We start from the raw sequence: 18,900 nt of genomic DNA, 5'->3' as shown, positions 1-18,900 counted from the left end.
CGGTGCTCAGGCCGCGTCGCGGTCGAGCACCACGAAGTACTTGCGTACCGGCTCGATGACCTCGAAGGTGCCCTCGAAGCCGGCCGGAATCACGCATGCATCGCCGGCGCCGAACTCGCGCGCCACGCCGGCGAGGTCGGTAATGCGCAGCCGGCCGCTGATCACATGGAAGAACTCTTCCTTGCCGGCCGGAAACGCGATGCGCCACGCGCCGGGCTCGCACGCCCAGATGCCGCAGTCGAAGTCGCCGCGCGTCGCGCTGTAGTGGGTCCACGTGGTGCGGTCCGGATTGCCTTGCACGAGCCGGTCCGCGCGCGGACGGTCATGGCTCGGCACCGGGTCGGCGCGGAAATCGATCAGGGCGGGGGAGCGCGATGGGGGCGGAGGGGGCGGAGGGGGCAGACATGGCAGGCAACGTGAAACGGAAGTCGTCAGTCTACCGCGTCAGCGCGTCCCGTCCGCCGTGCTCGTGCTCGTGCCGGCCGGCTCGCCAGCGGGCAGTACTTCGAAGGCGAGCAACTGCGTGACCTGCGGCGGGCCGAAGTTATCGTCGGACACCATCACCAGTGTCCGGTGTCCATTCGGCAGCCGGGGGCCCCACGCGATGCCTTCGATATTGTCGAGCCGCGGCAGGCCCAGTGTGGTGAGGTTCAGCACCAGACGCTTGGTCGCCGGGCGAAAGGCCGCGCGCACCTCCAGCGACGGCACCGCGCGGGTATCGGTGGCGTCGCGGACGTCCATCTCGTAGAGGCGGATATCGTTGACGTAACGGCCCTCGGCGTTCTGCGCGGCCGCGCGTTCGACCATCAGGAATCGATGCGCGTCGATGGCCAGCATCTCGGACACCCCGTTCTCGCCGCGCCGGCCCGTGGCCGGGGCCGGCGTCACGGCATCGATCGGGTATGCCACCTGGCGCAGCACGGTGCCGTCGCGACCGAATTGCGTGACGCGCGACCACGCGCCCGCCTGCGCCGTTGGCACCGGTCCATCCTCATGCAGGGGGCCTTCCATCGCCGTCCACAGGGTCTCGCCATCGGCCGAGAACGTGAGCGCTTCGAAGCCCAGGTTGAAGCGCGCGCCGCTGCCGATCGGCTCGCACAGCCGGAACATCGCCGGCGGCTCGATGCGACCGAGATAGGCGCCCGCCCGCGTGCCATGCGTGATCGACGGATCGCGATGCGTGGTAATGCAGTCGCCCTCGCTCGTGTACCAGAGCGTGCGGTCGCGCGGATCCACGCGGATCGACTCGAAGTCGGGAATCTCGCCGCGCGCCAGCACCTGCCGCAGCCGCGAGGGATACGGCTTGCCGTTGGCCTGCGTAAACACGGTGACGCCGGTCAGCACGAAGCTGCTGAACGCGTTGGCGTCGAGAGTCAGCTTTGCCGTATAAAAGCGCGCCGGCGATGTCTCGGAGCGGTCGTCGCTGACCAGGTACCAGGTATTGGTACTGGCGTCGTAGTCGAGGCCCGACAGCCCGCCCGCGATGGTGTCCTGGAATGTCGCGCCGGGCGGTATGCGCTGCTCGCCAATCAGGCGCAGCGCCTGCAGGGTGGGGCCGGCGCGCCCGGTGCAATCGGCGCAATCGGCGCCTTGGGCGTTTGCCGGCGAGGGCAATACGAGAGTGCCCACGCAGGCGAGGGCGGCCGCCCAGGCCGCGCAAGCGGGGAGCGGCGGAAAGGCGCAGCGCTTCGCCATGATCGTGCGGGTATGCATGCAGGTGATGGTCCGAACAGACACGCGCGATTGTGCCAGCACGATATGACACGTCTTTCCACCAGATCTCGTTTCTTGCGCGCGAAGCACTCCCCACTTGCCCCTTCCGCTTTCCCGACCCCTCGCACGTAGGGCACCGTCGGCCATGACAAGGCGGTGACCTTCATCGCTCGGTCACACTTTGATGACGATAATCACGGCGCACATGTTACGGACTGTAACCAAGGGCTTTCGCATGAGTATTCGTCATCGCATCACGCTGTTGATCGTCCTGATGTTGGTCGCGCTGGCGGCCATCGGTGGCTACGCGGTATTCCAGACGCGCGGCAGCGCGGCCGAAGTGAGGCAGGTCACCGCCGGCGTGGTGCCCAGCGCGCTGGCCTCGGCCGACGTGGTGTCGCTGGTGAAGGACGTGCAACTGGCCACCATGACACTGGTCTACGCCCCCGACGCCAATCTCGTGGCGCAGGCACAGGAAGACCTGAAGGCGCGCGAGACCGCGCTGAAGACGGCGCTTGCCGAGCAGGCCGCAAGCGCCAACAGTCATGCCCAGAAAGGGCTGCTGACCCAGGCGGACGAGAGCGTCGACAATTATTTCCAGGCGATCCAGGAAACCGCCGACATGAAGGCCGCCGGCAAGGACGAGATCGCCCAGGCCTTCCTGTTTGCCAACGTGGCGCGCTATCGCGACGAACTCGAGAAGATCGTGGCCACCCTGCGCGTGGAGAAGAATCGCGAGAAGGACCAGGCCATCGATTCGCTCAATGGCAACCTGGCCACCACTACCACGGCGATCGGCGCTGTCAGCGGCGTGGCGGTGATCGTGCTGGTGGCGGTTGGCATGCTGCTGTACCGGCAGATCACCCAGCCGCTCACGCGCATGCAGGGCATGATGAGCGAGATCGCGACCAGCCAGGACTTCACGCGGCGCGTGCCGGTGGGGCGCATGGACGAGATCGGCCATTCGATCGTCGCGTTCAACCAGATGATCGAGAAGATCCAGGAGAACTCGCTGCTGCTGCGCCAGAAGAACGCCGACATCCAGGCGATCCTGCAGAACATGCAGCAGGGCATCCTGACCGTGGTCGAGGATGCGACCGTGCACCCCGAATATTCGGTGTATCTCGAGCAGATCTTCGAGACCGGCGAGATCGCCGGGCGCGACTTCATGGACCTCGTGTTTGCCGACACCGACCTCGATGCCGATGGCCGCGCGCAAGTGGAAGCCGCGGTGGGTGCCTGCCTGGGCCAGGATGGCATCAACTTCGTCTTCAATCAGCATCTGCTGGTGGGCGAGGTAGTCCGGCGCATGCCGGACGGCCGCGAGAAGGCACTGGACCTGTCGTGGTCCGCGATTACCGACGACAACGATACGATCGTGCGGCTGATGCTGTGCGTGCGCGATGTGACGCAGCTGCGCAAGCTGGCCGCGGAAGCGAGCGAGCAGCGCCGCAGCCTGGAGATCATCGGCGAGATCCTGTCGGTGAGCCAGGAGAAGTTTCAGCAGTTCATCGCCAGCGCAACCGGCTTTATCCACGAGAACGAGCGCATCATCCGCCAATACTCGCAGGCCGATTCGGCCGCGATTGCCGCGCTGTTCCGCAACATGCATACGATCAAGGGCAACGCGCGCACCTACAACCTGCGCCACCTGACCAACGTCGTGCACGAGACCGAACAGCGCTACGACGCGCTGCGGCAGGAAGACGGCGCCCGGCAGTGGGACCAGAACGACCTGATGGCCGAACTGATGCGCGTGCGCGAGGCCATCGACCGCTACGCCACCATCAACGAGCACAGCCTCGGCCGCAAGGGGCCAGGCATGGTGGCCGACGGCAATGCGCTGGTGGTAGTGGACAAGGCGCGTATCGGCGAAGCGCTGCGCCTGATCGAGCATGCCAACCCGGCCAGCCTGCCGGACCTGGTGTCGATGCGCGAATCGGTGCGGCAGACCTTGCGCCTGCTGGGCAGCGCGAGCGTCGGCGAGGCGCTGGCCGGCGTGATCGGCTCGCTGCCGTCGCTGGCCCACGAGCTCGGCAAGGAGGTGCCATCGGTGCGCATCGACGACAACGGCTACCGGCTGGCCGAGGATGTGGTGCCGCTGATGGGCGATGTCTTCACGCATCTGCTGCGTAATGCGCTCGATCACGGCATCGAGACGGCCGAGGTGCGCCGCGCGCGCGGCAAGGCTCCCGCTGGCACCATCGATATCGAGGTGGGCGTGGACCGCGGCACGCTGCAGATCACGCTGAGCGACGATGGCCGAGGCCTCGCGCTCGACCGCATCCGCGGCATCGCGATGGATCGCGGCTGGCTTGGTGCGGATGCCTCGCCCAGCGACGAGGAGATCGCGCAGTGGATCTTCCGGCCGGGCTTCTCCACCGCGGAGACGGTCACCGCGGTGTCCGGGCGCGGGGTCGGCATGGACGCGGTGCGCGAATTCCTCGCGCGCGAAGGCGGCAGCATCGCGCTCCATTTTACCGACGACCGCAAGGGCGCGCCGTTCCGCCAGTTCCAGACCGTGATCAGCCTGCCGGAACGCGTGGCGGTCGACAGCGTGGGCATGCTGGCCTGAACACCACCCGCCACCATCGGCCACTCGCCCATCACCCGCCACACGCCACACGCCCGAAGAAGGAAGGATGTCGATGCTCGCCTATGTATGGATCGCCCTGCCGGGCGTTGCGCTTGGGGCTGCCCTCGCATGGGCATGCGCGCGGCAGCGCGGCCAGGCCACGCTGGCCGCGGCGCATGATGCCGCCGGGCAGCGCGTGGCGGACCTGTTGCGCCAGCACGCCGATCTGCAAGCGCGGGCGGACGCGCTCGCCGACGCGCTGCACGCATGCGAGAGCGAGCTCGCCACCGCGCAGGCCACGGTGGCGGCGCAGGCGGAAAGCAGCCGCGACGCGGAAGCGGCGCTGGCGGCGGTGCGTGCCGAGCGCGATCGCTGGGCCGGCCTGTCGCGGCAGATCGCGGGCGAGACCGCGCGCCTGCGCGGCCTGGCGCACACGTTCGAGCGCTGGCACGAGCAGATGATCTCGCTGATGACGCAGAACCAGGCCATGCATGCGCGCAACGAGGAGCTGTCGGCCATCGTGCGGCACGTGGTGATCGTTTCGCTCAACGCCTCGATCGAGGCGGCGCGCGTGGGCGCGGCGGGCCGCGGCTTTGCCGTGGTGGCCGGCGAAGTGCGCGCACTGGCGGCGCGCTCCGAGGCACTGTCGCGCAGCTATAGCGAGAGCCTGCATCGCAACGACCTGACTACCACCGCGACGTTCCAGGACATCCAGGCCGGCGGCAAGATGATCACGGCGTCGCTGGCGAGCGTCGAGGCGCTCGCCGGGCAGTTCCAGTCCCAGTCCCAACCCCAACCGCAGTCGCTGCACTAGCGTGGCCGAGACCGAACTTGTCACCCCGCGCGCGCGGGCCAGCCTGGAGCGCATACTCCAGCATGCCGCGCAGTCGCGCCTGGCGCGCAACGCCGGCGACGCGGTGCGGCTCGAGCCGCTGCCGGCATGGCCGCAAGAGCGCCGTGGCCACGATGCGGTCGCGGCCGATCTGGTCGTGCTGACCATCTCGTCGATGGTGTTCCGGCTCGTGCTGGTGCTGCGCGTGCAGCACGACACGGCCACGCGCGACTACTACGTCGGCGACGCCGACCGTACGCTGCGCGAAACCTTCGTCGAGTACGGCAACCTGTGCTGTGGCGCGCTCAACCAGGCGCTGCTCGACCACTATCCCGATCTCGGCATGTCCACGCCATACGTGCTGAGCGCGCATTGCGCCGCTCACCTCGATGCGCTGGCGCCCGCGTACCAGGCCATGTATGCCGTGACGATCGCTGGCACGGTGTCGTTGCAGGCCACGCTGTGCGTATGCGCCAATGCGCCGGTCGACTTCGTGGCCGAGATGCAGCCCGCCACCGACTCAGGCGGCGGCGAGCTCGAGTTTTTCTGAAGCAGGAGAAGAAGCGTGGCAAAAATCCTTGTAGTGGACGATTCCCCGACCGTGCGCGATGAAGTGGCGGGCTTTCTGCGCAAGCACGGCATGGACGTCGACACGGCCGTCGATGGCAGGGACGGGCTCGCCAAAGTCCGTGCCAATGCTGGCGTGAAGCTGGTCATCAGCGACGTCAACATGCCCAACATGGACGGCCTCACCATGGCGGAAAAGATTCGTGGCGAGCTTGGCAACAAGAGCGTCAATATCGTCATGCTTACCACGGAGAGCAGTCAGGCCATGAAGGACCGCGGCAAGGCGGCGGGCGTCAAGGGCTGGATTGTCAAACCGTTCAGGGGAGAGGCCGTCCTCGACGCATTCCGCAAGCTCGCGGCCTGATCCGCCAGGCGTTCCCTCCCTGCGTCGGCGCTGCGGACGGGGAGGGAGCGGCCATGGGTAAGAACCTCCAGATTTTGTCAAGAAATCAAAATAATTCTCATTTGCACTGATGCCGGCCATACGATCGCTTCCCCAAAGCGATACTTGGAACCTGGCAAATGCGACGATTTTCAGCAGCTTTCCGCCCCAATATCCTGGCGACGGCGCTCGCGGGCCCGGCTGCGGCCATGGCGATGCAGGCGGTGGCGCAGGAGGCGACGGCGCCCGGCAGTGCGCTGCCGCGGTTGCAGGATGTGACAGTGAAGGGCGCGCGCGACGCCTATATGGTTGATTCCGCGCAGTCCCCGAAATTTACGGCGCCGCTGCTAGACACCCCGAAGTCCGTCACGGTCGTTCCCGGAGAAGTCATCCGGCAGTCGGAGTCCAATTCCCTGCAGGAGGCGCTGCGCAACACGCCGGGCATCACCTTCGGTGCCGCCGAGGGGGGCACGCCGATTGGCGACCGGCCGTTCATCCGCGGCTACGACACCATGTCCAGTCTGTTCGTCGACGGCGTGCGCGACCCGGGGTCGCAGACGCGCGATACGTTCAATATCGACAGCGTCGAGGTCATCAAGGGGCCGAGCTCAGCCTATGGTGGCAAGGGATCGGCGGGCGGCATGATCAACACGGTGTCGAAGCAGCCGCGCCAGGAGAACTTCGTGGAGGGTTCTATCGGCCTGGGCTCGGCGGCGTACCGGCGTGCCACTGTCGACGGCAACTACGTGCTGGGCGAGAACATCGCGCTACGCCTGAATGCGATGGCCTACGGCGGCAATGCGCCAGGCCGGGAGGCCGTGGACGGCAGGGCGTGGGGGATTGCGCCTTCGGTGACGTTCGGCCTCAGCGGGCCGACCCGGCTCACACTGTCCTACTACCATCTCGAAGGCAGCGGCATGCCGGACTACGGCATTCCGTATGCCCGTCCCTTTATGCAGGCGAGCAAGGCCAGTCCGGCCGGGCCGGCCGACGTAAGCCGCAACACGTTCTACGGCCTGAACGACCGCGACTTCCGCAAGGCCCAGACCGATATCGCGACCGCCATCTTCGAGCACCGCTTCAGCGAGCGCCTGACCTTCCGCAACACCACGCGCTGGGGGCGTGTGGCCAACGACTACGTCGTCACCATTCCGGACGGCAGCCGCGGAAATGTCCCCAGGGGCATGGTCCATCGCGGTGCGCGCAGTCGCGATTCGGTCACGCAGACGCTGATCAACCAGACCGACTTCGCGGCGAAGTTCGAGACCGGTTTCCTCCGGCACACGGCGCTGTTCGGCTTCGAGTTCAGCGGCGACGACACCCGTAACACGCCCTATGCCGTTATCCAGCAGGTTCCCGGCACGACGTGCAACGCCGCGCTGGTCGCCAGCCATGACTGCACGAGCCTGTACAACCCGAACCCCGGGGATACGTGGGGCGGCCGCGTCGGCAAGCGCCCGGCCACGACCAGCACATCGACGCGGGAGCGCGCGGTCTATCTGTTCGATACGGTGGAGATCACCCCGCGGTGGCGCATCAACGGTGGCGTCCGCTACGACAGCTATCACACGGAGTCGTCCACACCGGCATATCGCCATCCTGGTACCGGGAGGTCGATGCCGTCAACGAATCTCTCCAACGATGCAAACTTCTTCAATTACCAGGCAGGCGTGGTCTACAAGCCGGTCGACTACGGCAGCATCTACGTGTCGTACGGTACCGCGTCGTCGCCGCCCGGTACGGCCAACGGCGACGGTGCCGATATCCTGTTGGCGCGCAACCAGAACCTTGCACCGGAGCGCACCAGCGCGTGGGAGTTGGGCACCAAGTGGGATCTGCTCGATCGCCGCCTGTCGCTGACCGGCGCGGTGTTCGTGAGCAACAAGGACAATGCGCGCGTGGCGGTGGATGCCAACACCATGGAGAACGTGGGCAAGCAGAAGGTCAAGGGTTTCGAGCTCGGCTTTGCCGGCAACGTGACCGACAGGTGGGGCGTGTTCGGCGGCTATACCTACCTGCATAGCGAGCTCGAGAGCAACGGTCCGGTCAATGCGGTCAACGATGGCAACCAGTTCCCCAACACGCCAAAGAACAGCTTCAGCCTGTGGACCACGTACCAACTGGTCCCTGCGTTCACGCTGGGCGGCGGCGCGTACTACATGGACAAGGTCTACGGCAACGCGGCCAACTCGCTGTACGTGCCGTCGTACTGGCGCTTCGACGCGATGGCGGCCTACCGGGTCAACAAGCACCTGACGTTGCAACTGAACGTGCAGAACGTGTTCAACCGCACGTACTACGCCAAGGCCTTTGCCGCGCACTATGCGTTGCCGGGCCCCGGCCGCGCAGGCATGCTGACGGCGAACTTCCGCTTCTGAGATGCCATTCACGCGGCGCGGCTGCGGCCCGTCAGCCCGTCAGCCCTGGGCCCAGGCGCTGCACCAGCCCCTGGCTGCGACGTCCCTGGCACCGAACAGCACGCACCCGCCCGAGGCGCTCGTGCTATCGCCCTGGTACAGCTGGCAGTTGGCGCACCGTTGCGTCGGCTGGTGCTGCGGATACTTCGACGCGTCGACCGTGGCCGTATCGGCCACGTACCCCAGCTTGCGCGCGGCGGGATCCTGTTCCTCCAGCATGGCGGCCGATGCGGCCCGGCACGCCATGCCGGCCGCGGTGCCGGTCAGCAGCAGGGGAAGGGTCTGGAGGAAGCGGCGCCTGGACATGTTGTTTTCCTGTTCTTTTGTGGGTGCGGCAAGCGTACTCCATGACGATGGACGCAATAAGTCCTGAAGTTTCTGCGATGTCAGAAATTTCGCAACAAGTGGGCGCACAGGAAGAAAACGGCGCAAGATGCGCCCAAATGTCGCAGGTAAGCGCGCTTTTTGTCATATGCATATGCGAATGATTCGTATTTGTGTTTTTGTTTTCAACAAATTACACTCCCGTCCGGACGTATGTGCAGTCTGCGGGCCCGATGGATGTCTGTTTGGCTGCACACGCGAGCCAACAAAAAGACATCACACGGGGAAGTCAACAGATGAGCAGATATTCGGAGGTCTTTCGACCCAATGCGCTGGTAACCGCCATTGCCGGACCCATGGCCGCCATGGCCATGCAGGGTGCCGCCGCGCAGGAAGCCGCGCCGGCCAGCCGGCCGGCGCAACTCAAGAGCGTGACCGTGCAGGCCCAGCGTGACGACTACAAGGTCGATACCGCGCAGTCGCCCAAGTTCACGGCGCCGCTGCTCGATACGCCGAAGTCGGTCACGGTGGTGCCGGCCGAAGTGATCCAGCAATCGGGTTCGATCACGCTGCAGGATGCGCTGCGCAACACACCGGGCATCACGTTCGGTGCCGGCGAGGGCGGCAACCCGATTGCCGACCGTCCGTTCATCCGCGGCTTCGACTCGATGTCGAGCATCTTTGTCGACGGCGTGCGCGACGCCGCTTCGCAGACGCGCGATACGTTCAATATCGAAAGCATCGAGGTCATCAAGGGACCGAGCTCGGCCTACGGCGGCAAGGGCTCCGTCGGCGGCATGATCAATATCGTGTCGAAGCTGCCGCAGAAGGAGAATTTCGTCCAGGGTTCGGTCGGCGTGGGCACCGACGCCTACAAGCGTGCCACGCTCGATGGCAATTACGTGCTCAACGACAACACCGCGCTGCGGCTCAATGCGATGGCCTATGACGCCAACACGCCCGGGCGCGAGGCGGTGGGTGGCCATTCGTGGGGCTTTGCGCCGTCGGTGACGTTTGGCCTGACCGGGCCGACCAAGGTCACGCTGTCGTACTACCACCTGCAGGGCCAGGACATGCCGGATTACAGCATTCCGTATGCGCGTCCGGCCGCGCAGGCGACCAAGGCCAATCCGGTGGGCCCGGCGGATGTGAACCGCAACAACTTCTATGGGCTGGTCGATCGCGACTTCCGCAAGACGCAAAGCGATATCGCCACCGCCTATGTCGAGCACCAGTTCAGCGATCGCCTGACGTTCCGCAATACGACGCGATGGGGGCGCTCGACCAACGACTACATCGTGACCAATCCGGACGACAGCCGCGGCAATGTGCCGAACGGCCTGGTCTATCGCAGTACCAAGAACCGCGACTCGGCCACGGAGACGCTGGTCAACCAGACCGACTTCACGGCGAAGTTCGATACCGGCTTTCTCAAGCACACCGCGCTGTTCGGCTTCGAGTTCAGCCGCGACGACACCAACAATACCCCTTACAACGTGGTGCCGAGCGTAGCCGGTACCACCTGCAACGCCGCGCTGCTCGCCAGCTACAACTGCACGAGCCTGTACAACCCGAACCCCGGCGATCCGTGGACCGGCCGCATCGGCAAGATGCCCGCCACCACCAACACAACGACCAACGAACGCTCGGTCTACCTGTTCGACACGGTCGAGATCACGAAGCAGTGGCTGGTCAATGGCGGCGTGCGCTACGACAGCTATCGCACGCACTCGTTTACGCCGGCGTACGTCAATCCGAACACCAACCAGAACGTGGCCGCGGTCAGCCTGGCGAATAACGCGAGCTTCTTCAACTACCAGGCGGGCGTGGTCTACAAGCCGTTGGACTACGGCAGCATCTACGTGTCGTACGGGACCGCGTCGTCGCCGCCGGGTACCACCAATGGCGATGGCGCCGACAACCTGTCGGCGCAGATTCAGAACCTGGACCCGGAGCGCAGCCGCGCGTGGGAACTTGGCACCAAGTGGGACCTGCTCGATCGTCGCCTGTCGCTGACCGGCGCGGTATTCATGATCGACAAGGACAACGCGCGCGTGGCGGTGGATGCCAATACCACGCAGAACGTGGGCAAGCAGAAGGTCAAGGGCTTCGAGCTCGGCTTTGCCGGCAACGTGACCGACAAGTGGGGCGTGTTCGGCGGCTATACCTACCTGCATAGCGAGCTGGAGAGCGCCGGCCCGGTCAATGCGGCCAACGATGGCAACCAGTTCCCCAATACGCCGAAGAACACCTTCAGCCTGTGGAGCACGTACCAGCTGTTGCCGGCCCTGACGGTCGGCGGCGGTGCGTATTACGTGGACAAGGTGTTCGGCAATCCGGCCAACTCGCTCTACGTGCCGTCGTACTGGCGCTTCGACGCGATGGCGGCCTATCGCGTCAACAAGAACCTGACGCTGCAGCTGAACGTGCAGAACCTGTTCAACCGCACGTACTACACCAAGGCTTTCCAGGCGCACTATGCGTCCCTGGGGGCAGGGCGATTTGGTATGCTGACCGCCAACTTCCGCTTCTAGCGCCTGTTCTTGACGATGTTTTTCGCCCCCGGGTCGCACCGGGGCTTCTCATCATGATGATTCAGATTCCGGACCTGCTGTCGCGAGAACAAGTTGCGCACTGCCGTGCCGTGATGGACGCGGGCGATTGGGTCGATGGCAACCAGACCTCGGGGTACCAGTCGGCCCTCGCCAAGCGCAACCTGCAACTGGCCGAGGGCTCGGCCGCGGCCCACCAGGTCGGGGATCTGATCCAGGATGCGCTGGCCGGCAGCGCGCTGTTCTTCTCCGCGGCACTGCCGTTGAAGGTGTTTCCGCCGCTGTTCAATCGCTATGAAGGCGGTCATACCTTCGGCAATCATGTCGACAATGCCATCCGCTATCTGCGCGGTACCGACTTCCGCATTCGCAGCGACCTCTCCGCCACGCTGTTCCTGACCGATCCGGAGGACTACGACGGTGGCGAGCTGGTGATCGAGGACACCTACGGCCAGCAGCGCGTCAAGCTGCCGGCGGGTCATATGGTGCTTTATCCGGCCACCAGCGTGCACCATGTCACGCCGGTCACGCGCGGCGCGCGCGTGTCGTCGTTCTTCTGGATCCAGAGCATGGTGCGCGACGATGGCCAGCGTGCGCTGCTGTTCGACCTCGACAACCATCTGCGGCAGGTCAGTGGCGCGCTGGGCGGGGACAACGCGGCGGTGATCGGCCTGACCGGGGTGTATCACAACCTGCTGCGTCGGTGGGCGGATGCCTGACAGCGGCGCGCCGTCGGGCGTATGATGGCCGGCATTGCGTTGGACCCTTGCCGGCAGCTCGACGATGCCTGATGCTCCGCGCGCCCCTCGTGCGCCTCGAATCTCTCCCCTGGCGGCCGGATCGCCCTCGTCGCCCTCATCGGCCCTATTGCCCGTCTTGCCCGTCTTGCCCGCCTTGCCCGCCTCACCCCACGCTCGCCTGTCGCCCAAGCTTCATCTGACGGCGCGGCATGGCTATGCGCTGCAAGACAGCCGGCAGCCTGGGTTTCGTCGCGAATGGCATACCCATGATTGCGGCATGCTGCTATGGCCACGCATGGGCCGGCTGCGTACGGTGTGGGACGATCCCGCCGGCGCACCGGAGGGCCCCGAGGGCGTGCATGCCGCCACGCTGGTGCGCGGCTGCGCCGTATTGCTGCCGACGTCGACCTCGCACCTGACGGCGTCCGGGGCCGGGCGCCAGCAACACGGTGAACTCTATCTTCCGCCCGAGCGCCTGCAGGGATGCCGGCAGTATGGCGCGCTCCAGCTCGATGCGGCGACCATCGCGATGCTGGAAGCGCTGCTGGCACCGACGATCACGCCGGCGAGCGCATCGTGGCTCGTGCGGGCCATCGTCGAGCAGATCGTCGGCGCGCGCGCACTGGCCGTGCCGCCGGCGCCGGCATCGGTGGCGCTGCGCATGGTGCGGCGCTTTGCGGCCGCGCTTGAACGCGACTTGCCGCTGCCGTCGATCGACACGGTGGCGAGCGATCTGGGTGTTTCCATGCGCCAGCTGCAACGGGCCGCGCACAGCGAGTTTGGCGCGAGTCCGGTCACGGTGCGCCGGCGCGTCCTGGCGGCGCACGCGCGCGCACTGATCGCGGCTGGGCAGACCGCGGCCAGCGTCAGTGTGCAACTGGGGTTTGCCACCAGCGGCCACCTGCACCGTCTCCTGCGCGAGGTGGACGAGGGGGCTGACTGAGTGCGCTGACTGAGTGCGCTGACTGAGGGCGCTGACTGAGGGGGTGAGGGCGACAGAGGCGCGGCGCCCAGCCCCGGGCTGGGTCAGACGGCCGCGACGATCGCGTCGACTTCGATCTCGGTCCAGGCCTGGTCGGGCAGGCTCGAGACGCCGAGCGCGCTGCGCGCCGGCAGCGGTTGCTCGGGAAACGCAATACGGAGGATGGCCGAGGCGGCATCGAGCACCGCCGGATGACGCGAGAACTCCGGTGCCGCGCGCACGAAGCCGCGCAGACGCACCACCTGGACCACGCGCGTCAGGTCACCACCGCACGCCACCTGCAATGCCGCCAGCGCATTGAGCATGGACACTTCCGCCGCCCGGCGTGCCGGCTCCAGATCTGCCTCGGTGCGGCACTGGCCGGTCATGGCCACGCCGTCCTGCCGGCACACCTGGCCGGAGATCGAGATCCATTGCGCGCGTCCCCTGACTGGATTCGCCAATGCGACGCTGCCCGCGGATGCGCGGCCCGAGGCCGCGCTGTCCGCCGGCGGGATGGCATCGGGCGTGGCATACGGCATCGCGCAAAACGGCGCGTAGTTACCGCGCGGGGTCGGCACGGCGGGCAGGTGGAATCCCGCTGCGGCGAGCCGTGCTTCGGGGGTGTCGGTCATCATGCATTGCTCCAGGCAACATTGCCGCTGAGCCAGCATCCATCCGGCTCGCCAGCTTCGGAATAGCGCGGCGCCACGAGGATTTCCGAAGGGCTGCCCATGGTATCGCCTTGCCATACCGCAATGGAAGCCACACTGCCGCCGGTGCGTGCCAGCAAACCGGCATGTGCGAGATATCCCCATAGCGCGGCGGCGGCAATGCCGGTGGCGGCGTCTTCGGGATAGCCCGACGCGCGCGGGAACTGCCGTGCATGTACCAAAGCCGTACCGTTGGCCAACGGTTCGCCCATGGCGTAGGGGTAGAGACCGGTCGAGTCGATGGCGGTGCAGAGGGCCTCCATGGTGGTGAAGTCGGGCCGCAGGCCATGCAGCATGGCCACCGAAGGAAGCGCCACCAGCGTCTTGACGCGGCTGGTGGCGGCATTGACGGTGGGGTAGGAGCCCGCCGGCAGGCGCAGCTGGGCGGCCACGCGGGCGCATGCCGACGGCAACAACGAGCGGGTGCGGACGGCCGGCTGCGAGATCCAGACCTGTTCGCGCACGGCATCCCATCGGACCACCACCACGCCGCTCTCGGTCCGGATGCGAGCCGTGGGGGTGTTCCAGCGCCCCCATTGGCGCAGCGCCCAGAGCGCCCCGACGGTCGCGTGCCCGCACATTTCCATCTCGTGTTGCGGCACGAAGAAGCGCAGGCGCCAGTCGCAGCCGTGGTCCCCAGGCAGGATGAATGCGGACTCGTGACCGTAGGCGGCCGCCACGTCCTGCATGGCCCGGGCGCTCATGCCACGGGCATCGGCAACGAGCGGGACGGGATTGCCGCCGACGGCATCGACAGCGTGCGTGCCACCGCCAACGCTGTCGCGCACGAACACCCGGATCAGGCTGACTTCATTCACCGGTCGCTCCCACCGACTTCGCGATCGTGCCCCAATAGGGAATGTCCTTCAGCACGGTGGCCTGCAACGCGGCCGGCGTGCCCGGACGCGCCGTCACGCCCTTGCTGGCGAGGTCGTCCGCCACGGCCTTGTCCGCGAGCACCTTGTTCAGCGCGCCGTTGAAGCGTTCGACGATCGCCACCGGCGTTCCCTTGGGAAAGGCAATGCCGTACCACAACTGCTGTTCGAAGCCGGCCACGCCCTGGCTGGCGAAGGTCGGGACATCGGCCAGCAGCGGCGTGGGTGCGGTGGTGGCGAGCGCGGTGAGCTTGTGCGCGCGGATATACGGCGCGAGCCCCACCGGGTTGTCGAACATGAACTGCACCTGACCACCGATAAGGTCGGTGTACGCCGGCGCCGCGCCGCGATAGGGAACATGCACGAGCGGCACGCCGGTCAGCTTCTGGAACTGTTCGCCCATCAGGTGCGAAACCGTGCCGACGCCGACCGAGCCAAAGCTGCGCTGGGACTTGTCGGCTTGTAGCCTGGCGATCAGCGCCCGGGTATCGGGCGCCTTCAGGGCGTTGTTGACGGCGAGCACGTATGGCGATGTGCCGATAAAGCCCGCGTAGGCGAAGTCCCTGGCGGGATCGTACGGTAGCTTCGGATAGATCGCCACGCTGACCGCATGCGTGCTCGTGGTGGCGACTCCGGCCGTGTACCCGTCCGCCGCGGCGCGGGCGACGTAGCCGGAGCCGATGGTGCCGCCGGCGCCGCCGCGATTGTCGATCACGATCGGCTGACCGAGCTCGCGTTGCAGTGCGGGCTGGAGCGAGCGCACCACGAGGTCGGTCCCGCCACCGGCGGGAAACGGCACCACCATGGTGATGGGCCTGGCCGGCCAGGTGGCGGGCGCGGGGTCGGCATGGGCGGCACCGACCGTGAGCGCGGCGACGGCGATCAGCATGAGCTGACGCGGGGAGAGGGGTTGCGGGCGAGGGATGACACGGCTGGCTCCTGTGGACGGATGCGCCGAGTCTAGGCGCGTGTCAGCGCGCTTCCGAACCCAATCGCGACAATGGCGATCCGGAACACGCCATCGCGTCGCTCGCGCGCTTTCCGCTCCGCGCTTCCACGGCCAGTTCCGCCAGTACCGTTTCATTTCCTGTGGCCAGAGGGAATCATGATCGCCAACCGCCTCGACCGTTGCGGCGATTCGGTCGCGCGCAAGCGTTGTGTGCGTGCGGTCAGCGCTGCTGTTTGGCCGCGGTGCGCACGGCGTGCCGGAGGCTGGCGACGATGCGATCGAAGGCGGCCTTGCGACCAGCTTCGTCGCGCTGCCGCAGGACGAACGAGGGGTGGTAGGTCGCGATCACGACGCGGCCATCGTGCACCACGGCGGTGTCCATCAGCGTGGAGAGGGTGACGCGCTTTTCGCCAAGCACCGCCCTGGCGGCCGTTGCGCCGAGCGCGACGATGATGTCGGGATCGACGTCGCGGATTTCCTTTTCCAGCCAGTAGCCGCAGGCGTCGACCTCCCGTTGCGCCGGGGTCTTGTGGAGGCGGCGCTTGCCGCGCAGCTCGAACTTGAAGTGCTTGACCGCGTTGGTCATGAAGACGCTGTCGCGCGCCAGACCGGCGCGGGCCAGCGCTTCGTCGAGCATATGGCCGGCGGGGCCGACGAACGGTGCGCCCTGCTGGTCTTCCTGGGCGCCCGGCTGCTCGCCCACCAGCATCACGCGCGCGTGCCGCGGCCCGTCGCCGGGCACGCCCTGGGTGGCGTTGCGCCAGAGCTCGCAACGGCGACAGGCGTCGAGGTGCGGCTTGTCGGGGGGCGGGTTCTTGCCGGGCGATGGCATGCGCGGGCATCTCGGGTGGTGGCTGCCTCAACCCGATCAAGAGCCGTGCCATGGGTGAGGTGGGAGTACCAGGTGCGGCAGGTGGCGGAATGGCAGGTAGTTTCTACACGCGGGGTAAGGATTGCGCGCTGCGATGCCGACGCCTGATCCGACCCTGACCCGACCCTGACCCGACCCGACCCGAACCGACCCCGACTCCCACCCCGACTCCCACCCCGACTCCCACCCCGACTCCCACCCCGACCGCGCGCGTTCGCTCAGCGCACCTTCCAGCCGTTGTCCGTCTGCACCATGTCCTGGCGCAGTTCGTCCTTACCGCCGCCATTGACCACGCGGGCCACCACCGGAAACGCTTTCTGCACCGCCGGGTCGTGCGTCCACGGCGCTGCATCGATGGTGTACGTGTAGGTCACGGTAGTCAGATTGCGCCGGCTGTCGGTATCCATCTGGATGGGCGTCCAGCGCTTGATGTCCTGCAGGTGGACCGTGCCGTAGCAAAGATCGGGCTGACCCTCGGCATGCGCATTGGCGGTATCGGGGCGCGCCTTGAAATACTTGCGGCCCTGCTCGGTCAACCGGTACCGCCACGCGGGCACGGTTTCGGTTCCGCCGGCACGCAGGGGGCGCTCGGTCTGGAATCCGGTGTCGTGCGCGACGATGCCAGCATGCTCGAGCGCGGCCATCTGGACGTAATCGCGCAAGGTGTCCTTCTCGGGTACGTCCGGTACATCGAGCGGCCAGGCATGGCGACCGAGACAGAGTTCGGCATGGCTGTCGATATGCTGCCGCATGACCGCGGCAAAGGTATCGGCGGTCGGGGCGGCGGGCTTGCACGCGGCCACCGCCAGCAGGGCCGGCAGGAGCGCGAGCGGGCGCGGGGACAAGCGGGAGCGGCCCGGCACCAGCGGGCGGATCAAGATCTGTCGGAAGCTCATCGTGCGGCGGTCGTATGAGGGACGGTCGTATGAGGGACGGTCGTATGGGGGACGGTCGTATGGGGGGCGGTCGTAGGGGAGGCAGTCGTAGGGGAGGCAGCCTGGGAGGCGGTCCTCGGGTGCCGGGCGGCCGGTGCAGCCACGCTGGTCTTGGGCGTGGGCCGGGCGTCGGCGGGTACCACGTAGCCGTCGGTGAAAGTCTGCAGAAAGGCCACGAGGTCCTTCAGCTCTGCCTCGGTCATGGGCGGCTTGCTGCCCGCGCGGCGGCCATCGAGCGGCATCTGGTCGTCGATGTTGGCGCGATACGGTGCGGGCAGGTCGTTGAATTTCTGCACCTTGCCGTGCGCATCGCGCGGATACCAGCGCGCCGGATCGGTATCGCGCGTGTTGTAGAAGTGCACCACCTCGTCGAGCGAGTGGAACACGCCGTTGTGCATGAACGCATGACGGGTGGCTACATTGCGCAGGATCGGCGTCTTGAACATGCCGCAGCCGCTGCCCTTGTTCTGCCCATTGGGCAGATGGTCGGTCCGCAGCGGGCCGCACAGGCCCATGTCGAAGTACGCGGGATCGTCGTTGGCCGGAATAGCGCGATTGCGCGGCACGCCAATGGCGGCGAACGAGTAGTCGCTGGTGATGTCCTGGCTGCCACCGTTGCCGCCGCCGATCAGATGGCAGGCCACGCAGTTGCCCTTGTTCGGATCGACGAACACGCGCAGGCCGTGCATCTCCGCTTCGGTCAGCGTACCGCCGATCTTGTTGTTGCGGAAGAGATCGAACTTGCTCGAGTACGGGTGAAAGCTGTGGTCCTCGGTCTGGAAGGACTGCAACGCGGCACCGGCCATCTGGAAGGCACGCCGCGTGTCCTGGAAGATGTCGTCGCCAAAGGCCCGGCGGAACAGGTTCGCATACGGCGCCCGCTGGATCGCGGCCACCACCGCTTCCGGGCTTGCGTTGGCCATCTCGTTCGCGGCGAGCAGCGGAATCGCGGCCTGTTCGGCAATGGTGTTGGCGCGGCCGTCCCACGTCATGCCGCCGCCGGGCGCGGGCGGGCTGATCATGTCGGGGTTCTGGAATTTGTCCGAGTACGGCTCGGTGTAGTCCTTGTACATCAATGTCGGAACCGCGCGCGTGCCCGATTGCTTCATGTCGGCACCGCCGATCTGCACGGACAGGTCGTTGGGCGGGCCGTAGGCGTGAGCCGGATCGTGGCACGTCGCACACGACATGCGGCCGGAGCCGGAGAGCGCGGGGTCGAAGAACATCCGTTGCCCCACTTGTGCGGACGGCGTCAGTGGACTGGCAGGCTGGGCCGGAGCGGTCACCCTGGCGGGGCTGGCGTTGGCCGGCGCGGAGCCGGCCGGGCTCGCCGCGGTGGCGGCGGGCCTGGTATCGGCTTGCGGCCGTTCCTTGCAGGCAGCCGTGGCAATGGCCGCGGCAAGGCAAAGTGCGATCAGGGATATACGCATGACAGCAGCGCGATGGCAGCGCGCCGGAAAATTCGTGGGTGCAGGGCGATCGGTAACGGTTCGC

Annotated in this window: 17 protein-coding genes; 8 read left to right on the top strand and 9 right to left on the bottom strand. The window is 66.8% G+C overall.

Annotation, left to right across the window (positions count from 1 at the left end; genetic code table 11):
* Positions 1-6 precede the first annotated feature (6 nt).
* Positions 7-402: a cupin domain-containing protein gene (locus DFLDMN_RS28105; RefSeq protein WP_423200599.1), complete on the bottom strand. Its 396-nt coding sequence runs from the start codon at positions 400-402 to the stop codon at positions 7-9.
* Between the two features lie 42 nt (positions 403-444).
* Positions 445-1,713, bottom strand: a complete 1,269-nt coding sequence (locus DFLDMN_RS28100; RefSeq protein WP_423199019.1) for an esterase-like activity of phytase family protein — start codon at positions 1,711-1,713, stop codon at positions 445-447.
* A 235-nt stretch (positions 1,714-1,948) separates the two neighbouring features.
* Between DFLDMN_RS28100 and DFLDMN_RS28095 the strand changes: the two genes are divergently transcribed.
* The 5 genes from DFLDMN_RS28095 to DFLDMN_RS28075 all read left to right on the top strand — a co-directional run bounded on the left by DFLDMN_RS28095 (position 1,949) and on the right by DFLDMN_RS28075 (position 8,447).
* The gene (locus tag DFLDMN_RS28095) at positions 1,949-4,288 is read left to right on the top strand and encodes an ATP-binding protein (RefSeq protein ID WP_423199018.1); all 2,340 of its coding nucleotides are present in this window, start codon (positions 1,949-1,951) and stop codon (positions 4,286-4,288) included.
* Positions 4,289-4,361: 73 nt separating this feature from the next.
* Positions 4,362-5,102 carry a methyl-accepting chemotaxis protein gene (locus DFLDMN_RS28090; protein ID WP_423199017.1) on the top strand — a complete coding sequence of 247 codons (741 nt, stop codon included), beginning with the start codon at positions 4,362-4,364 and terminating at the stop codon, positions 5,100-5,102.
* A 1-nt stretch (position 5,103) separates the two neighbouring features.
* Positions 5,104-5,670, top strand: a complete 567-nt coding sequence (locus DFLDMN_RS28085; RefSeq protein ID WP_423199016.1) for a hypothetical protein — start codon at positions 5,104-5,106, stop codon at positions 5,668-5,670.
* A gap of 15 nt (positions 5,671-5,685) precedes the next feature.
* Entirely contained in the window at positions 5,686-6,051 is a 366-nt protein-coding gene (locus tag DFLDMN_RS28080; RefSeq protein ID WP_423199015.1) for a response regulator, read from the top strand.
* Between the two features lie 158 nt (positions 6,052-6,209).
* On the top strand, positions 6,210-8,447 hold the full coding sequence (locus DFLDMN_RS28075) for a TonB-dependent receptor (protein WP_423199014.1): 2,238 nt from the start codon (positions 6,210-6,212) through the stop codon (positions 8,445-8,447).
* Positions 8,448-8,486: 39 nt separating this feature from the next.
* Here DFLDMN_RS28075 and DFLDMN_RS28070 read toward each other — a convergent pair whose 3' ends face one another.
* On the bottom strand, positions 8,487-8,792 hold the full coding sequence (locus tag DFLDMN_RS28070; RefSeq protein ID WP_423199013.1) for a high-potential iron-sulfur protein: 306 nt from the start codon (positions 8,790-8,792) through the stop codon (positions 8,487-8,489).
* 314 nt (positions 8,793-9,106) lie between these two features.
* Here DFLDMN_RS28070 and DFLDMN_RS28065 point away from each other — a divergent pair, with 314 nt between their 5' ends.
* From DFLDMN_RS28065 to DFLDMN_RS28055, 3 genes are all read left to right on the top strand, one after another.
* Positions 9,107-11,344 (top strand): TonB-dependent receptor, encoded by a 2,238-nt coding sequence (locus DFLDMN_RS28065; protein ID WP_423199012.1) that lies wholly within the window; start codon positions 9,107-9,109, stop codon positions 11,342-11,344.
* A 53-nt stretch (positions 11,345-11,397) separates the two neighbouring features.
* Entirely contained in the window at positions 11,398-12,081 is a 684-nt protein-coding gene (locus tag DFLDMN_RS28060; RefSeq protein ID WP_423199011.1) for a Fe2+-dependent dioxygenase, read from the top strand.
* Between the two features lie 298 nt (positions 12,082-12,379).
* A complete protein-coding gene (locus tag DFLDMN_RS28055; RefSeq protein ID WP_423199010.1) occupies positions 12,380-13,045 on the top strand; it encodes a helix-turn-helix domain-containing protein in 666 nt (221 codons plus the stop codon).
* 83 nt (positions 13,046-13,128) lie between these two features.
* Here the strand turns inward: DFLDMN_RS28055 and DFLDMN_RS28050 are convergent, their stop codons facing one another.
* From DFLDMN_RS28050 to DFLDMN_RS28025, 6 genes are all read right to left on the bottom strand, one after another.
* Entirely contained in the window at positions 13,129-13,698 is a 570-nt protein-coding gene (locus DFLDMN_RS28050) for a RidA family protein (RefSeq protein ID WP_423200598.1), read from the bottom strand.
* Positions 13,698-14,594: a PhzF family phenazine biosynthesis protein gene (locus DFLDMN_RS28045; RefSeq protein ID WP_423199009.1), complete on the bottom strand. Its 897-nt coding sequence runs from the start codon at positions 14,592-14,594 to the stop codon at positions 13,698-13,700. Before DFLDMN_RS28045 ends, DFLDMN_RS28050 begins: the two co-directional genes overlap by 1 nt.
* On the bottom strand, positions 14,587-15,540 hold the full coding sequence (locus tag DFLDMN_RS28040) for a Bug family tripartite tricarboxylate transporter substrate binding protein (RefSeq protein ID WP_423199008.1): 954 nt from the start codon (positions 15,538-15,540) through the stop codon (positions 14,587-14,589). Before DFLDMN_RS28040 ends, DFLDMN_RS28045 begins: the two co-directional genes overlap by 8 nt.
* 280 nt (positions 15,541-15,820) lie before the next feature.
* Complete coding sequence (locus tag DFLDMN_RS28035) at positions 15,821-16,432, bottom strand: UdgX family uracil-DNA binding protein (RefSeq protein ID WP_423199007.1); 612 nt, start codon at positions 16,430-16,432, stop codon at positions 15,821-15,823.
* 257 nt (positions 16,433-16,689) lie between these two features.
* Complete coding sequence (locus DFLDMN_RS28030; protein WP_423199006.1) at positions 16,690-17,367, bottom strand: hypothetical protein; 678 nt, start codon at positions 17,365-17,367, stop codon at positions 16,690-16,692.
* A complete protein-coding gene (locus tag DFLDMN_RS28025; RefSeq protein ID WP_423199005.1) occupies positions 17,364-18,836 on the bottom strand; it encodes a cytochrome-c peroxidase in 1,473 nt (490 codons plus the stop codon). Before DFLDMN_RS28025 ends, DFLDMN_RS28030 begins: the two co-directional genes overlap by 4 nt.
* Positions 18,837-18,900: the final 64 nt, after the last annotated feature.

Origin of the sequence: Cupriavidus sp. H19C3, from assembly GCF_049393815.1 — a bacterium.
Classification (GTDB): Bacteria; Pseudomonadota; Gammaproteobacteria; order Burkholderiales; family Burkholderiaceae; genus Cupriavidus.
The sequence above is the reverse complement of the archived record's forward strand: the minus strand, read 5'-3'. Positions and strand labels throughout refer to the sequence as shown.